The sequence below is a fragment of the Providencia sp. Marseille-Q8014 genome (assembly GCF_965112055.1).
Genome location: NZ_CBCOPT010000001.1, coordinates 603,125 through 619,530, shown reverse-complemented (window position 1 = coordinate 619,530; position 16,406 = coordinate 603,125). Strand labels below are relative to the sequence as shown.

General features: G+C 42.8%; 13 protein-coding genes. 3 read left to right on the top strand and 10 right to left on the bottom strand.

Annotated features, from left to right (window positions below; all coding sequences use genetic code 11):
- Positions 1-52: 52 nt before the first annotated feature.
- From ACWPW6_RS02635 to ltnD, 5 genes are read right to left on the bottom strand one after another with little or no spacing between them, the layout of a single operon-like run.
- Entirely contained in the window at positions 53-820 is a 768-nt protein-coding gene (locus ACWPW6_RS02635) for a DeoR/GlpR family DNA-binding transcription regulator (RefSeq protein WP_004924695.1), read from the bottom strand.
- A 12-nt stretch (positions 821-832) separates the two neighbouring features.
- Positions 833-1,612: a 2-oxo-tetronate isomerase gene (gene otnI, locus ACWPW6_RS02630; RefSeq protein ID WP_163860640.1), complete on the bottom strand. Its 780-nt coding sequence runs from the start codon at positions 1,610-1,612 to the stop codon at positions 833-835.
- A 10-nt stretch (positions 1,613-1,622) separates the two neighbouring features.
- Positions 1,623-2,264, bottom strand: coding sequence for a 3-oxo-tetronate 4-phosphate decarboxylase (gene otnC / locus ACWPW6_RS02625; protein WP_154624660.1), 642 nt, complete (start codon positions 2,262-2,264; stop codon positions 1,623-1,625).
- Positions 2,257-3,534 (bottom strand): 3-oxo-tetronate kinase, encoded by a 1,278-nt coding sequence (gene otnK, locus ACWPW6_RS02620; RefSeq protein WP_163860639.1) that lies wholly within the window; start codon positions 3,532-3,534, stop codon positions 2,257-2,259. The genes otnC and otnK overlap by 8 nt, the downstream gene beginning before the upstream one ends.
- Positions 3,531-4,439: an L-threonate dehydrogenase gene (ltnD, locus tag ACWPW6_RS02615; protein WP_154624658.1), complete on the bottom strand. Its 909-nt coding sequence runs from the start codon at positions 4,437-4,439 to the stop codon at positions 3,531-3,533. Before ltnD ends, otnK begins: the two co-directional genes overlap by 4 nt.
- Before the next feature lie 398 nt (positions 4,440-4,837).
- Here ltnD and ACWPW6_RS02610 point away from each other — a divergent pair, with 398 nt between their 5' ends.
- Positions 4,838-5,227 (top strand): YidB family protein, encoded by a 390-nt coding sequence (locus ACWPW6_RS02610; protein WP_163860638.1) that lies wholly within the window; start codon positions 4,838-4,840, stop codon positions 5,225-5,227.
- Between the two features lie 68 nt (positions 5,228-5,295).
- Here ACWPW6_RS02610 and metE read toward each other — a convergent pair whose 3' ends face one another.
- Complete coding sequence (gene metE / locus ACWPW6_RS02605) at positions 5,296-7,575, bottom strand: 5-methyltetrahydropteroyltriglutamate--homocysteine S-methyltransferase (protein ID WP_163860637.1); 2,280 nt, start codon at positions 7,573-7,575, stop codon at positions 5,296-5,298.
- Between the two features lie 108 nt (positions 7,576-7,683).
- On the opposite strand from metE, the gene metR reads away from it, so the two are divergent.
- Positions 7,684-8,640 carry an HTH-type transcriptional regulator MetR gene (gene metR, locus ACWPW6_RS02600; RefSeq protein WP_154624655.1) on the top strand — a complete coding sequence of 319 codons (957 nt, stop codon included), beginning with the start codon at positions 7,684-7,686 and terminating at the stop codon, positions 8,638-8,640.
- Here metR and ACWPW6_RS02595 read toward each other — a convergent pair.
- From ACWPW6_RS02595 to ACWPW6_RS02585, 3 genes are all read right to left on the bottom strand, one after another.
- A complete protein-coding gene (locus ACWPW6_RS02595) occupies positions 8,570-9,424 on the bottom strand; it encodes a carboxylate/amino acid/amine transporter (RefSeq protein ID WP_247047140.1) in 855 nt (284 codons plus the stop codon). The genes metR and ACWPW6_RS02595 overlap by 71 nt on opposite strands.
- A gap of 17 nt (positions 9,425-9,441) precedes the next feature.
- Positions 9,442-11,091: a Na+/H+ antiporter gene (locus ACWPW6_RS02590; RefSeq protein WP_154624653.1), complete on the bottom strand. Its 1,650-nt coding sequence runs from the start codon at positions 11,089-11,091 to the stop codon at positions 9,442-9,444.
- Between the two features lie 261 nt (positions 11,092-11,352).
- Complete coding sequence (locus tag ACWPW6_RS02585) at positions 11,353-12,699, bottom strand: NCS2 family permease (protein WP_154624652.1); 1,347 nt, start codon at positions 12,697-12,699, stop codon at positions 11,353-11,355.
- Between the two features lie 658 nt (positions 12,700-13,357).
- Here ACWPW6_RS02585 and ACWPW6_RS02580 point away from each other — a divergent pair.
- Positions 13,358-15,028 carry an ArnT family glycosyltransferase gene (locus ACWPW6_RS02580; RefSeq protein WP_163860636.1) on the top strand — a complete coding sequence of 557 codons (1,671 nt, stop codon included), beginning with the start codon at positions 13,358-13,360 and terminating at the stop codon, positions 15,026-15,028.
- A gap of 49 nt (positions 15,029-15,077) precedes the next feature.
- Here ACWPW6_RS02580 and ACWPW6_RS02575 read toward each other — a convergent pair whose 3' ends face one another.
- Positions 15,078-16,268: an MFS transporter gene (locus ACWPW6_RS02575; protein WP_249999793.1), complete on the bottom strand. Its 1,191-nt coding sequence runs from the start codon at positions 16,266-16,268 to the stop codon at positions 15,078-15,080.
- Positions 16,269-16,406 lie beyond the last annotated feature (138 nt).

The following is a 16,406-nucleotide window of genomic DNA, read 5'->3' as shown; positions in this document are numbered from 1 at the left end:
ATTCTCCTTGAAATAGCCTATTTCTGGCTATTTATCATTAGGTAAGATTTATTTATGTCTTTATTAAATGAAGTTTTATATTTTGTTCTGTTATCCGCTGCACAGCATCGTTTGGTAGTTGATCGTCGCAAATGATGTCATGCAATTGATTGAGTGGACAAACACGAAACATACCGTATTTGCCAAATTTACTACTGTCAGAAACCAGCACACAGCGCCGAGCAACATCTAGTAGTGTTTGTTTTATCTGCACTTTTTCTTCATGGGGCGTAGAGACACCATGCAGTAAATCCCAAGAGCTTGTACTAATAAATGCCACATCAACATTTAACGTTTTCAGCATCATCGCTGCGGTATTACCAACACACGAATGATTGCGTTTATCGACTTGCCCTCCCGTGTGATAGAGATTGAGTTGCGATTTATTCATCAAATACTGCATGATCGAAAAATCGTTAGTCACAATTGTTAAATTAAACCGTTCACCTAACACACGAGCGATTTCAAATGTGGTCGTTCCCGCATCGAGATACACCACTTGCCCGTCTTCAACGAGCGATGAGGCAAATTTACCTATCTCACGTTTACTGCGATGGTGTAGACGCGCTTTTTCACTCCAAGGTAACTCTTGGCGTAACGCATCGTTTAAACGAACACCACCGCTGATTGCGACCACCTTCCCTTCTTCTTCGAGCATGCGAATATCACGTCTTACCGTCATATGTGACACATTCATCAGTTCAACCAAATCGTTGATCGAAACGGTTTGGTATTCATGAACGTAACGGTAAATAAAATCACGACGCTCTGAAGGGATCATAGGTTCTCCTGTTTATGACTGTGCTTGTTTCAGCCACCCTAAACCGTCTTCTGTGCGGCCCGCAGGATGATATTCACATCCCAGCCAACCTTGATAACCCATTTTGTCGAGTTGCTCGAAAATCCATGGGTAGTTGACTTCACCGCTATCAGGTTCGTGACGATAAGGCACTGAAGCTATCTGAATATGACTAAATTTACCCCATAAACGCTCAATTGTTTTCAATAAATCACCTTCCATGATTTGGCAGTGATAAAGATCCAACTGAATAAAGACGTTTTCACGAGCAATTTCAGGGAGTAAGGCTTCAGCTTGCTTCTGTGTCGTTAAGAAGTAGCCAGGCATATCACGCGTATTAATCGGTTCAATTAAGACGCGAATACCATGTTCTGCCATCACATCCGCTGCATATTGGATATTCTTGATAAAGCAGGCTCGCTGTTGCTCAGGCGTAAAGCGGGCATCGACTTTGCCGGCCATCGCATGCACTTGTTGACATCCTAATGCCTTAGCATAGTGCAATGCCGTATGAACGCCTTTTGCAAATTCATCTTCACGACCTGGTATCGATGCCATTCCGCGCTCACCAGCAGCCCAATCCCCCGCAGGCATATTGAACAGTGCTTGTGTTAATCCATGTTTCTTCAGCTCTTCCGCGATAGCTTCTGGCTGCTCTTCGTAAGGAAACAGATATTCAACGCCAGTAAAACCTGCCTGTGCGGCACGCTCAAAACGTTGGATAAAAGGAACCTCGTTAAACATCATACTGAGATTTGCTGCAAATTTAGCCATGTATAGTGCCTCATTTCTTTGGATAACGGCTTTCTAGCTCGTTAACCTGCTCTTCAGTGAGTGTTGTAAAGCCTTGCTGACGTAGCGTGATATACAAACGAGCCGTATCTTCCAGTTCTTCCGCATTGAAGAAGGCTTGTCTTAATGTTTTACCGCCAACAACAGGCCCATGATTCGATAGCAATACCGCATTGTGGTTTGGTGCTAACTTTTCAATCTCTTCACCAATACGGTCATCCCCCGGTGGTAAATATTGAATCAAGGGTAGTTTGCCAACTCGCATCACATAATAAGGCGTGATCGGGGGTAAGCAGTTGCTGCTATCAAGTCCCGCTAAACACGATAACGCTGTTAGCCAAGGCGAATGTAAGTGCACCACGGCTTGGCAGTCTGGACGCTGTCGATACATCGCCATGTGCATAGAAACTTCTTTCGTTGGCTTATCTCCATCGATCCAGTTACCTTCTGCATCCAACTTACTCAATCTTTCTGGATCTAAATCACCAAAGCTTGAATTGGTTGGGGTAACAATAATGTTCCCATCGGGAAGTTTGGCACTGATGTTTCCGGCTCCACCACTGCTATAGCCGCGGTTAAACATCGATTTAGCCCAATCAGCCAGTTCTTGGCGTAGTGCCTGTTCTTCACTCATTAAACATCTCCTGTGCGTACTGGAAGAAATTCTCTTGGCCGAAATTACCCGATTTGAGTGCCAACCAGTGTCCGCTTGTTAAATCCTGAACCCATGGAACCCCAGGTGCGATTGGCGCACCAATGCTAAGCTGCTCTGTTCCTAGGCTTTGAACGACCTTGCCGGATGTTTCGCCACCCGCAATAATAAAAGTGTTATAACCTTGCGCTTGAAGAAGTTTTACCACTTCACCAAACACGTTTTCGACTGCACTACTCGCCACTTCTGCCCCATAATTTTCCTGAATTTTTTTCAGAATTTCAGGTGGTTGAGTCGCATAGAGTAAAGGGGCTAAACCAGTGATTTTTTGTTCTTGAACCCAATTCGCTAATTGCTGTGCATATTCTGGGTTAGCAATACACTCGCCCACATCCACAACTTTTGCAGGCGCGATTTGCTGGTAGCTTTGAACTTGTTTATTCGTCATCACTGAGCAGCTACCGGATAAAATAATGGTTTTACGGCCTTGGCTTGCAGGTATTTCACCACGGCTGCCACCCGCGCCCCATTCACAACCCGTATCCACATTTGCTAACGCAGCGCCAAGACCTGAGCCCCCCGTCAGCAAAGGCATCTCTTTCACGGCTTTTGCGATAGGCAATAAATCATTCATTGTTAATGAATCAACAACGATATAGCTTGCCCCTTGCTCTGCTAAAGTCGCTAGACGTTGCTTAATCAGCGCGTCACCTTGCTGAATATCAGACAATGGAATTAACCCGGCTTTACCTTCAGACTGTTTTTCCATGACTCTGAGCAAGTTAGCATCTGTCATTGGTGTCACTGGGTGATGCTGCATGCCACTTTCATTGAGTAATTGGCCATTTACAAATAAATGACCATGAACAACGGTTCTGCCGTTTATTGGCAAGGCAGGACAAATCAATGCGACTTGCGTATCAAGCTGTTGCATCAATGCGTCAGTAACCGGTCCAATATTGCCTTTTTCTGTAGAATCAAAAGTGGAGCAATATTTAAAGAAAATCTGTTGGCAGTGAGCTTGCTGCTTTAACCAACGGCAGGCATTTAAGGATGCATTGATTGCGGTGTCGACAGGACAAGAACGGCTTTTTAGGCTGATAACAATCGCATCAACATCTTGTGGCACAGCCGTATTTTCATCCGGTTCATTCAATAGTTGAACGACACGCCAGCCGTTCTGTACCATAAATCCTGCAATGTCGGTTGCACCGGTAAAATCATCGGCGATCACACCTAATTTCACTGTCATACTTTTTTCTCCGGTAAAGCAATTCCTTTGAAAGTTTTGATCACCGCACTGTCATCTTGATGGCCAAAGCCTTCATGACTTGCAGAAATAAACATCTGATGAGCAGTTGCGGCAATAGGCAATGGGAAATTAAGTGCTTTTCCCGTTTCCATGACTAAACCTAAGTCTTTAACAAAAATATCCACAGACGATTTTGGCGTATAATCACCATCAAGAACATGCTGCATACGGTTTTCAAACATCCAAGAATTACCCGCAGCATGGGTGACGATGTCGTACATCATATTCAAGTCGATACCTGCTTTAGCGGCTAACGCCATACTTTCCGCAGCAACAGCAATGTGTACGCCAGCCAGCAGTTGGTGGATTGTTTTCACCGTTGACCCTAGACCGACTTCATCACCAACGCGGTATAAGCGCTCAGATATCGCCGCAAAAATAGCGTTAAGTTGCTCAAATAATGCTGGTGCGCCTGACGCCATCACCGTTAACTTACCTTCCGCCGCTTTCAGCGCCCCCCCAGAAATAGGGGCATCCATTAGTGGTAATTGATATTGTTCTAAACGCTTAGCGATGCGCTTGGTTTGCTCAGCCGCTAACGTACTATGCAACACAATAATTGTGCCTGGATGTAACTGTTCTACGAGAGGTTTATCCCCTTCAAATAGAATAGCTTCAACTTGGCGACCATTAACGACCACTAAAAGTAAAGCCTGTAAGTCTTGAGCATATTCAGCAGCGTTTTGCCCCACCGCAACAGCGCCAGCCTGTTTTAAGGTTTGGCATGCATTTGGGCTAAGGTCAAAGCCATAGGTAGGAATATTATTTTTTATAAGGGATTGTGCGATCCCCATACCCATAGAACCGAGACCAATAACACCGACATTCTTAACGATATTTCCCATAACAACCCCTGATGTTGTTAATCTTTGTTATTGATGTGAATTCTCACATAACAAAATTCACAAACACATGATGAACATCACATTACGAACAAGATAAAAAACCAACAAATAAATTTTATGTAATTGATTTTTAATGTTTTATATTTTTTGGTAATTCACAAAACCATTCACAGCATAATGTGATAAAAAATGTGATATGAGTATGTTTTACACAGTTCAAGAATAAAAAAAGAAAATTTGTCATCTTTTCCATTCAGTTAAGTAGATATCGCATCATTTTTGATTGACGCTTTGCTGAAATTGACCAAAATAGCCGACGACTTAATTTTTTAGTGGTATTCCAAAGCTAACCATAGGCAGTTGGAGTCTACAACTTGATAAACGATGAGGAGCATTAGATGGGTTTGTTCGATCAACTGATCACCATGGTTGCCGGTGATAAAATGAGCCAGTTTCAATCTGTTATTGAATGGATTGATAAACAAGGTGGGTTAGCGGGTGTTGCCGATAAATTTAACCAACAAGGCTTAGGTGAGATTGTCCAATCATGGATCGGTAATGGTGAGAACCTACCTGTTAGTGTAAACCAATTAATCCAAGTATTCGGTAATTTAGATATCCAGCAGCTCGCTCAACAAGTAGGCTTCGACTCACAAGAAACAACCGAGTTAATCGCAAAATACCTCCCCAAACTCGTCAATCAAGCGACTCCTGAAGGCGTTTTACCAGAACATATTGATTTATCAGCAATCGGCATGAATATGCTAAAAGAAAAGCTGTTTGGTTAATACTGTCAAAAAATAGAAAAACGGTAGGGAATACGCTGTCTCACCTACCGTTTGTCATTGTTAAAGCCTTAGCTTTGGTATTCATTCCTCAGTTTTTTCGCCGCTTCAACCATGTTAGCTAATGATTGACGGGTCTCTGGCCAGCCTCTTGTTTTCAAACCACAGTCAGGGTTAACCCACAGGCGTTCAACCGGAACACGTTTTGCTGCTTTTCTCAGCAGAGCCACAATCCAATCGACATTTGGTACGTTGGGTGAGTGAATATCATAGACACCCGGTCCAATTTCATTGGGGTAGTCAAAGTCTTCAAAGGCGTCTAACAACTCCATATCAGAACGTGAAGTCTCTATCGTAATAACATCGGCATCCAGTGCAGCTATCGACTCCATGATGTCATTGAACTCGCAATAACACATATGAGTGTGGATCTGTGTCTCATCATCGGCTATTGCAGCACTCAGTTTGAAAGCATCAACAGCCCAATTTAAGTACTCTGCCCACTCATCCTTACGCAGTGGTAATCCTTCACGCAGTGCAGGTTCATCAATTTGAATAATGCCAATACCTGCTTTTTGTAAATCATCCACTTCATCCCGTAACGCTAACGCAATCTGTTTCGCGATCGTTTCACGGCTCACATCTTCACGTGGGAATGACCAGCACAGTATCGTGACAGGCCCTGTTAACATCCCTTTGACCGGTTTTTCAGTCAAGGATTGCGCATATTTCGCCCATTCAACTGTAATAGCTTCAGGACGACTAATATCACCAATGATCACTGGTGGTTTGACGCAACGTGAACCATAGCTTTGCACCCAGCCATTTTGAGTAAATACATAACCATCAAAATGCTCGCCGAAATATTCCACCATGTCATTACGTTCTGCTTCACCGTGCACCAGCACATCGATATCTAGCAGCTCTTGCTCTTTAATCGCTTGCTTAATGTGCTCGCTGATATTGGTACGGTAGTGCGTTTTGTCAACATTCCCTTTCTTGAAATCAAGGCGTAGCGTTCTAATTTCACTGGTTTGTGGGAACGAACCAATCGTTGTTGTTGGCCACAATGGTAGATTAAAACGCGTGCGCTGACGCTGTGCCCGTATTGGATATGCGCTATTACGCTCAACATCCCCTTCTCTAACCGCTTTCAAACGCTGTGCAACCGTTGCATTATTCACGCGTGTTGAGGTTTTACGCGCACGAATGGGGGCGCTGTATTGCTCCAACTCAGCAATATTGGCCTCTGTTGGCTCATTTAACGCTTTACTTAATAAAGCTAATTCACCGCATTTTTGTAAGGCAAATGCAAACCAGCTTTTCACCTCATCGTCCAAACGAGTCTCGTCGTTAAGATCGATTGGGCTATGTAACAATGAACAGGATGTACCAATCCATATTGGTCGTTGACCTAATAACGGTTTCACCCGTGCAAATTTTTCACCTAAATCAGCCTTCCATACGTTGCGCCCATTGATAATCCCAAGAGATAGCAGCCAATTTTGTGGTAATTGTTGATGCAGTTTTTCAATATCATCACGTCCAGCCACCACATCAACATGCAAACCTTGAATCGGCAGTTGTTTAATCAGGTCTAAATGATGACTAATGCCATCAAAATAAGTGGTTAGCAGTAAATTAGTTTTACCTGTAAGGGCTTGATAGGCGGTTTGATACGCGTGCTGCCACTCTATCGGTAAATCTAAAACCAAGGCCGGCTCATCGATTTGAACCCACTCGATCCCTTTTTGCGCCAGACGAGTCAGAATTTCTTCATAGACAGGCAATAAATCATTCAGCAAAGATAAACGATCGAATGATTCACCCTTCACTTTACCTAACCATAGATAGGTAATTGGGCCAATAACAACCGGTTTAATGTTATGACCTAATGCCAATGCTTCATCAACTTCATCAAATAGCTGCGTCCATGAAAGGCTAAATTTTTGCCCTTTTTGGAACTCGGGAACAATGTAGTGATAGTTGGTATTAAACCACTTAGTCATCTCTCCCGCTGCGGCTGGTTTTCCTGTTGGAGCACGGCCTCGTGCGACTCTAAACAGGGTATCTAAATCAATTGAGCCATCTTCATTTTGATGACGTGGTGGCACGTTGCCCAACAATAGGCTGGTTGTCAGCACTTGGTCATACCAAGCAAAATCACCAACAGGTAATAAATTCACTCCTGCCTCTTTTTGTTGTTGCCAGTGACGAGCCCGTAACTCACGTCCTGTCTCTAAAAGTGCGGCTTGATCAATCTTGCCTGCCCAATAATCTTCTTGTGCACGTTTTAGTTCTCTTTTCAGACCGACACGAGGAAATCCAAGTGTATGATTTATAACAGACATATTGACCCCTTAAAATTTTTAGCCGTCTAGATGTTTACACATCTATAATCAACAGGTACTGTATAAAGCACAAGCGCAAATTATTCATTGTCATCTTGAAGGTTTCTCATGATTGAACTAAAACATCTAAAAACATTGCATGCGCTCAGCCAGCACGGTTCATTGGCGGCAGCTGCAACCTATTTGCATCAGACTCAGTCTGCTTTGTCACATCAGTTTAGTGACTTAGAGCACCGTTTGGGCTTTAAGCTATTTGTTCGTAAAAGCCAACCATTACGTTTTACTCCACAAGGGGAAGTCCTATTACAGTTAGCCCAGCAAATATTGCCTATGGTGAAGGATGCGATTCGTGTCTGTAATGAGCCAGGTGTCTCAACACTACGTATCGCCATTGAATGCCATAGTTGTATTCAGTGGCTCACTCCTGCATTACAACAATTTAGGCAAACATGGCCACAAGTTTCCGTCGATTTTAAATCAGGTGTGACTTTCGACCCGCAACCTGAATTACTGTCACGGGAACTGGATATCGTCTTAACGTCTGATATCTTGGCGGATAAAGAAATTCACTACACGCCACTATTTGATTATGAAGTGAAATTGATTGTGGCTAATGATCATCCTCTGGCAAGAAAGCCAATAATTGCTCCGCATGATCTGGCCGATGAGACTTTATTAATTTACCCCGTACAACGTCACCGTTTTGACGTATGGCGTCATTTCTTGCAACCAGCGGGCGTTTCACCAAGTGTTAAAACTGTCGATAACACACTGATATTGATTCAAATGGTTGCGGCAAAAATGGGAATAGCAGCATTGCCACATTGGGCTGTCGATTCCTTTGAAAAACAAGGTTTGATTAGCATTAAAACGCTAGGGAATGGATTATGGAGCAGGCTGTACGCTGCATGCCGTGAAGGAGAGCAACGCCAACCTGCTATTGAAGCTTTTACCAAAACCGCGACTAGTCACGCTGTTGATAATTTGTCTTATGTTAAGCCGGTGAAAGTATCCAGCGCCTATGTACCCACAGAGAAGCAACAATTAGGCTCGCTCCAATGGTAAAACTCAGCCAATCCGGATGTTGTTGCCAGATAGCAAAATTCACTAATAGCCCCGCTGGAACCATCATGTTATTCATGATAGCAAGGGTTCCAGCGTCTACCTTGGTCGCGCCATAGTTCCACATAAAATAGCCAATACCAGAAGCTGCTACGCCTAACCACAGCAGAACGCCCCATTGCACATGAGTTGTTGGAATCATGGATTTATTACCGAATAAGAGCCAACCAACTAGCGCCACCAACGTTGCACCGAGATAGAACCAAGAAAAAGCCTGATGCTGAGGAATGGGATAGACCTCCATCAAGCGTTTATAACCTACCTGACCTATCGCGAAGAAAATATTGGCAAGTTGAACATAGATCAAGCCAACCCAAAATGACTCACTCAGGTGATCATAACGAATGATTGCAGCTCCGATCACGGCCAGCAATGAACTGAAGAGATAGCCTATGCGTAACTTTTGACGTTCCAATAGGTCATAAACTAGCGTCACATACAGTGGCGTCATGACCGTAAATAGCAAAAATTCAGCGACGGTAAGGTGCCGATATGCTTGGAAAACAAAAAAGTACATGATCCCCAGCTGACATGCGCCAACCGTCATATAGAGGGCAATCACTTTTTTTCCTAAGCCACGCCAACGTAAAAAAGGCAAAAAAACCAACGCTGCTAAAGATACGCGAATTAAAACAGATAACCAGCTATCGACTTGACCAGCAAGATATTCACCGATAAGACTAAAAGACGCTGCCCAAAGCAGCGTCGTTATAACAAGTAACCACATTATTGTATTGTTCTCAATTAATGCTCTTTTTCAATGAGTACGGCTTCTAATAAATCGAGGTCAGTCAGTAAAGATTGCAACGTTTCATTACTGATTTTACGTGTTGCACGTAAGTGATATAACTCACCTCGTTCGGCACGTAGTGCTGTTAATCTAAACCTGCGTTCCAGATCCTCAATTTGTAGATTATGCTCAATTTCATCCTGACCCGCGGTTCGGCGACGTAAATGCCCCGTTACCCTTGATGCGACCTCACTAATATCTTCCGGATCTAATTTTTCATCAACATCCGCGGATAAACGCTCTTCCATTTTGTTCAAACTGACAATAGCCACTTCAGCCATTGCCGCTTTTGCCATGCGTATTTCGTTGATATCCGCTTCCTTGTCACTCACCTTAAAATTACGCAATAACAGTGGTAACGCGATCACACCAGCAAAAATCGAGAATAAAATAACCCCAGCAGCAATAAATACCAGCTGATAACGAGCAGGGAATGGTGAGCCATCACTTAAAAATAACGGCACTGACAACACACCCGCCAAGGTAATTGCCCCACGAACGCCCGCAAATGAAGCTAACCATAATTCACGCACTGTATAATTGGCGAACTGTAATGGCCTTTTCTTCAAAAACAGTCGGCTAAATCTTTTCATTAGCCATAGCCAACAAAAACGTAATATCAACAAAGCAAAATAGATAACCGCAACAGCCGCGAATAACATCCAAGTTTCTACACTCGGGTCTAATTCAGCTTGCAGTACAGAGGTTTCCCATATTCCCGGCAATTGCAATCCGAGCATGATAAACACCAGTCCGTTAAATACAAACTCAAGCATCGACCATACGCTGTCAGCACGTAGTCGCATTGCCAGAGGAGCATTACGGATCACACCAGATTTAGTGATCGTCATACCCGCAGCAACCGCTGCCAAAATGCCCGAAAAGCCAATATGCTCAGCAATCATGTAGGAGGCAAAAGGCAGCAAGAGCATAAACACGATTTGCGTTGCAGGATCATCCCCACTCCAGCGGCTCATCAGTCTAAGCGATTTACTGTAAACCCAAGTCACGACGATACCGGACAATAATCCACCTATCGCAACTTTAAAGAACTCAATGGTCACACCGGAAACAGAGAATGCCATCGTTCCCATGGCAATCGCCACAGCAAACTTTAAAGCAACAAGGCCAGAAGCATCATTCATGAGAGCTTCACCTTCCAACACACTCATCATGCGTTTTGGAATTCGGCCTTTACCCACAATGGAAGAGAGGGCGACGGCATCCGTTGGTGAAAGAACAGCGGCAAGTGCAAATGCAGCAATTAATGGAATACCAGGCATCAGCCAGTAAATAAGATAACCAATCCCAACAACGGTCACCAATACCAGCACTAATACCAAAATGAAGATTTCGCGTCCATTTTGGAAAAATTCACGGGTTGGTGTTTTCCAGCCATCAACGAATAACAATGGTGGAATCAATAACACCATAAATAATTCAGGATCAAACGTGACATGCAAGCCAAACTGAGGCCAAGCCAATAACGCACCAATCGCAATTTGAATCAAGGGTAATGGAACACGAACAGGAATGACTTTTGTCACCACGCCTGAAACAGACACAGCCAAAATTAAGATGAGGATAGTAAAGAAAATTTCCATGTTGCCCTTACTGATTAACTAAACGAACCAAGACCCAAATATGACCCGTCGTAGCAGAATATTAGGTAGCTCGTCAGGCCATAAAATTTTTCAGTAAAGCCAGCAACTCGTGAAAACCTGCGGGTTTCACATGATTTACCGCCTTTTATCTATTCTATCCTTAACTCACTACTCGGCGGGAAAATAATTCAAACTTTAAGATTAATCGCGATAATACATTAGGGGGCGGCTAACGAGCCCTCCCCCACAGAATAACAAATCTTAAATAGCTAGATCAGCAGCATAAAAAGCTACCAAAAGAACGGCAATCACGACGGTACCGATATTTAGCTTACGCCATTCGCCAGCAAAAATACGGCCGATCACCAGTGCTGCAAAGCCCAACATAATACCGGTGACAATATTACATGTCAGAACAATAAATACCGCACACAATAGGCCTGACATCGAATCGACAAAGTCATCAAAGTCGAGTTTAGACACATTACTGAGCATCAGTAAGCCAACGTACATTAAAGCGGGAGCCGTCGCATAAGCGGGAACTAAATAAGACAGTGGCGATAAAAACAGAATGAACAGGAATAACACACCAACGACAACAGCGGTCAAACCTGTGCGTCCACCAGCTGCCGTTCCTGCCGCTGACTCAATATAAACGGCAGCAGGAGAAGCACCAATTGCACCAGCAAAGATACTGCTCACCGAATCGGCTGTTAATGCCTTACCACCATTAATAATTTGCCCCTCTTTATCAAGCAAATTCGCTTGACCTGCAACAGCGCGAATTGTTCCCGTTGCATCAAAGACGGCAGTCATCACTAAAGCTAATAAACTCGGTAACACAATTGGCTGTAATGCGCCCATAATATCCATATTAAATATCAGTGATAAACCATCCTCCCCGAAAGAAGGCAGTTTAAAGAAACCTTGATATTTAACGGCGGGATCAAAGATCAACCCAATAATAGAGATAGCGATAATGACCAGTAAAACACCACCGGGTACACGACGCTTTTCCAGACCAAAGATAACGGCTAAGCCCGCTAATGAGATTAAAACAGGAAAAGAGGTGAAATCCCCCAGTGCTACAGGTAGGCCTGCGTTTGGATTTTTAATCACCAGCCCTACCCCATTGGCAGCAATCAGCAGTAAAAATAGCCCGATACCGATCCCTGTCCCATGCGCAATGCCCATTGGCATATTACGAAGGATCCAACTGCGAATACCTGTCACTGAAATAATGGTGAATAAACACCCCATTAAGAATACGGCACCAAGCGCAACAGGGATGCTAATATTTTGCCCCAACACCAAACTAAATGCCGTAAATGCGGTTAGTGAAATAGCACACCCGATTGCCATTGGGAGATTAGCCCATAGCCCCATTAATAATGAGCCAAAACCAGCAACTAAACAGGTCGCAATAAACACTGCGGTAGGAGGGAAACCTGCCTGCCCTAACATGCCAGGCACAACAATAACGGAGTAAACCATTGCTAAAAACGTCGTTAACCCAGCAATGATTTCACGGCGAACCGAAGAGCCACGCGCGGAAATTTTAAAAAATTTATCCAATTTGCAATTGGTTGAAGCCTGTTGGCCAGACATGGAGATACTCCTGCTAAACATAACTAAAAGCGCCAAATTCCGCTCACGAAAACGATTACTTTTTTAAAAAAACTCATAAGCCAAGTCATTCACTTAATGAAGAGTGATTTTACGCAATCGTTTGGCTTTATGGTCGAAATGGCAGATTCTGAAGCGGGCAATTATCAATCTAAACAGGTGTACTGATCAAGTGTTTTCGAATTTAAGCAGCAGATAGCGTGCAGCAAAGCAAACTTAACGTAAATTTTTACGTCTTTCTTTCTTCCTCGATATTATTGATAGCTAAATGCAATGGCTACGTGACCTCTTCCGACTTTAATAACGTTAAGAAATAGACCCCATTCAATAAACTACTAATAGATTTTACTCTCGTTTAGCTGTAGTTAATAAATGCTTTGTTAGAGTTAAATTCTATTTTGTTAATAATAACAAGATAAATTAATTTCAATTAATGAGGTTTTAATTTTCATTAACCGCATTTATTACCAAAAATGTAACGCTGCAAAAAATATAATCACACCTTCAAAAAGTAAATAAAAATTAACTTTTATTTCATAATGTTAACAAGATTCATTTATAACAGTTTATTTTTATTTATTAGGTTAAAATTAAACATTACGCCGAGCTATTAATTATTGGAATATATTTACTGTAAACAATGTATAAAAAATTATCCCCTAAACAATTATCACTAACTTTATTTATTGGCTTCCTGGTTATTTATCTTTTGCCCGGTATTTATGGGCATACGCCATGGAAGCAAGATGAGAACTATAGCTTTGGTATCATCCAAACCATGTTCGAAACCAATAACTGGTTAGTGCCTACCAATGCGGGCGAACCTTTTATGGAAAAGCCCCCTCTGTACTACTGGGTCGCGACGCTCACTTCACATTTGCTGTCTGGCTTAATGCCGCTTCACGATGCTGCCCGTAGTGCTACTCTATTGTTTTCAGTGGTTAATTTTTCATTTTTCATTTTGCTAGCACGTCGCGCTTTCCATGCAGCAGACATTGGGGATAAACGTATTTGGGTGGCTTTCGCACTCTATGTTTGTGCTCCCGGTATTTTAAGACATAGCCATGACATGTTCACGGATATTGCATTGGTGACAGGAGCAACCATTGGTTTATATGGCATTTTAGGGCTGATACGCCAAGAAAAAGTTGTCGCATCCGCATGTTGGCTTATGGCTGGTACGGCTATTACCCTGTTATCAAAAGGCGTATTTGTACCTGGTGTCTTATGGATCAGCTTACTACTTACGCCTATTTTCCTACCGCATTGCCGTCAAAAAACATTCTGGTTACCCGCCATCATCGCGGGCCTTTGCTCACTGATCTTTATTTTACCTTGGCCTATCTTATTATATTTGCAACACCCAGATCTTTTTATCACTTGGTTTTGGGAAAATAACATTGGACGATTTTTAGGTTTTTCCGTTGAAAAATTAGGCGCTAAGGCTAACTTAACACGCGTGCCAGCATCTGTCCTTTTATTTGCCTTTCCTTCTGGAATACTGGCAACCCTTTATTTTTTAAGGAACCCTTTAAAACGATTACGCAATCACAATGAGTATTTAGTCACAATATTCCCATTACTGGGAATTGTATTTTTACAGATGTCAGCAACAGGTAGAGCACTTTATTTATTACCTTTTATCGCTCCATTGGCTATTTTAGGTACAAATACACTGTTTTCTATTCCAGAGAGAGCATTACGCTATTTTTCATATTTTGCGGCAACATTCTGGTCTGCACTGATTATTTTTCTTTGGGTTTGCTACGTGATCGCGCTTTCTGGCCATGCTGAAACTTGGCTTCAGTTTTTTAGTCAATGGCTTCCCATGAGCTATCACATGCCATTTTCAGCGTTGACTTTGGTGGCTGCAACGCTTCTCACTGCTATTTGGTTTTTACGTGGTTCCTTCCTCAGCCAACAAATAACATTGCGAGCCATACAGAACTGGGCATTAGGCATGTGTATTGTTTGGGGGGTCACGTTCACCTTATTTGTAGGTTGGATTGACTATGCCAAAGGATTTGAAAAAGTATTTGTCGATTTAGCGCAACAGCTAGATGATCATTATCATGATAATGACTGTATGGCCTCGGATAATATAGGCGAATCTGAAGCCCCTATGCTGTACTACTACACCAACATTCTGCATCAGCGACAAGATCGCTTTGAAAAACCAGCGCATTGCCGCTGGCTGATTGTATTATCAAAACAGGTTAAACCAGCACCATCTGGTATGACATTATTTTGGACAGATCATCGCCCCGATGAATTTACCGAAAATTTAGTCGTTTATAAGAGTGTTGAATAGATAAGTCACATTTCTGTGCCAGTTCAGACAACTGGCACAGAAAGCCAGTTTAGACTCGCTGAGTCGCCTGTGCGCTATATTTCTCACGGGTAAACCAGAGGAATGCCGCTGCAATAAGAATTAGGAGAACGGGCAGCCCTGATGGTGAAATCGACGTCGCTACGCCAGCTAATAATGGTCCAGAAAGGTTACCAATTCCCCATAGCATTGCTGCTGCCGCATTGGCGATAATGAGGTCATTGCCACGAAAATATTGTCCAATTTGCACAAGAGCAATTGTGTAAATCGCCCCTGCCGTTGCGCCTAAGACAAACAACAGTAACCAAATTAAGACGTTATGAGTAATCAGTAATGGCAACAAGCAACTTGCACCAAACGTGACAATGCCGCAAATTCGGTATAATTTTTCACGATTCATATGATCAGCGAGCCAACCAAACGGCATTTGCATAATGGCATCCCCCGCCAATATTGCACTAATCATCATTGCTGCAATCGCTTCGGTATGCCCCATCCCCATCCCATAGATAGGAAATATTGACAAAATGGTGCCATCAAAAAAGGCAAAAAACAGGATACCCGCACAAATACCGGGTGCAAATTTCACAAATTGAATAATAGAAAAACGAGACTCACTTGCCGTGGCTGAAATATGGTCTCCCACCTTTTGTTCCATCGCTAAAAATAGTGCGATGGATATAAGATGGAGCAAAGTACAAATGAGTAAAGGTGACTTATCTTCAACCCCGTAATAAGCAATAAAAGAAGGACCAAGTAGCTGGCTTACAGTAAATACCGTTGTATAAATAGCCAATATTCGACCCCGCTTATTTTCAGGAGAAAGCTCATTAATCCACGTTTCTCCTAAACAGATAAGTACACCACTCGCAAGTCCTGTAATCAGGCGTAATGGGAAAAGTAACCACAATGGCAACGTGCTGAGCAACGGTAATAAACTCATAGCCGAAACAACCGTGGCAAATAACATCGCCTGCCGCTTTCCACACCAATGCACAATACGCTGAACAACCGGTGCGATTAAAAACATACCTAAGGCAGGTGCAGCAGAAATAATACCGATATATAACTCACCAACACCATAGCTATTTAATCGCAGTGCGACCATTGGAATACTGAGTCCAATGACAATACCAATCACTGCGATACTGGTCGTGATCGTAAAAATAGCAAATGAAGGGGTACGACGAAAATATTGAAAACGCTGATGATCAGAGCTCATTTTGATATTCATTGCTTCCGTTATGAAGCATCCATTTTAAACACTATTAGTTAGGGTTAGTTTTGACATAAAAACCCATCATCATCATAACTAACAAAAGATGACAAAAGGCGCTCGTATCATAAACTATATTTTGTA

Bases quoted from the DNA above. Each gene is read 5' to 3' on its own strand.
- ACWPW6_RS02635 (WP_004924695.1), bottom strand. From the start codon at position 820: ATGATCCCTTCAGAGCGTCGTGATTTTATTTACCGTTACGTTCATGAA.
- otnI (WP_163860640.1), bottom strand. From the start codon at position 1,612: ATGGCTAAATTTGCAGCAAATCTCAGTATGATGTTTAACGAGGTTCCT.
- otnC (WP_154624660.1), bottom strand. From the start codon at position 2,264: ATGAGTGAAGAACAGGCACTACGCCAAGAACTGGCTGATTGGGCTAAA.
- otnK (WP_163860639.1), bottom strand. From the start codon at position 3,534: ATGACAGTGAAATTAGGTGTGATCGCCGATGATTTTACCGGTGCAACC.
- ltnD (WP_154624658.1), bottom strand. From the start codon at position 4,439: ATGGGAAATATCGTTAAGAATGTCGGTGTTATTGGTCTCGGTTCTATG.
- ACWPW6_RS02610 (WP_163860638.1), top strand. From the start codon at position 4,838: ATGGGTTTGTTCGATCAACTGATCACCATGGTTGCCGGTGATAAAATG.
- metE (WP_163860637.1), bottom strand. From the start codon at position 7,575: ATGTCTGTTATAAATCATACACTTGGATTTCCTCGTGTCGGTCTGAAA.
- metR (WP_154624655.1), top strand. From the start codon at position 7,684: ATGATTGAACTAAAACATCTAAAAACATTGCATGCGCTCAGCCAGCAC.
- ACWPW6_RS02595 (WP_247047140.1), bottom strand. From the start codon at position 9,424: ATGTGGTTACTTGTTATAACGACGCTGCTTTGGGCAGCGTCTTTTAGT.
- ACWPW6_RS02590 (WP_154624653.1), bottom strand. From the start codon at position 11,091: ATGGAAATTTTCTTTACTATCCTCATCTTAATTTTGGCTGTGTCTGTT.
- ACWPW6_RS02585 (WP_154624652.1), bottom strand. From the start codon at position 12,699: ATGTCTGGCCAACAGGCTTCAACCAATTGCAAATTGGATAAATTTTTT.
- ACWPW6_RS02580 (WP_163860636.1), top strand. From the start codon at position 13,358: ATGTATAAAAAATTATCCCCTAAACAATTATCACTAACTTTATTTATT.
- ACWPW6_RS02575 (WP_249999793.1), bottom strand. From the start codon at position 16,268: ATGAGCTCTGATCATCAGCGTTTTCAATATTTTCGTCGTACCCCTTCA.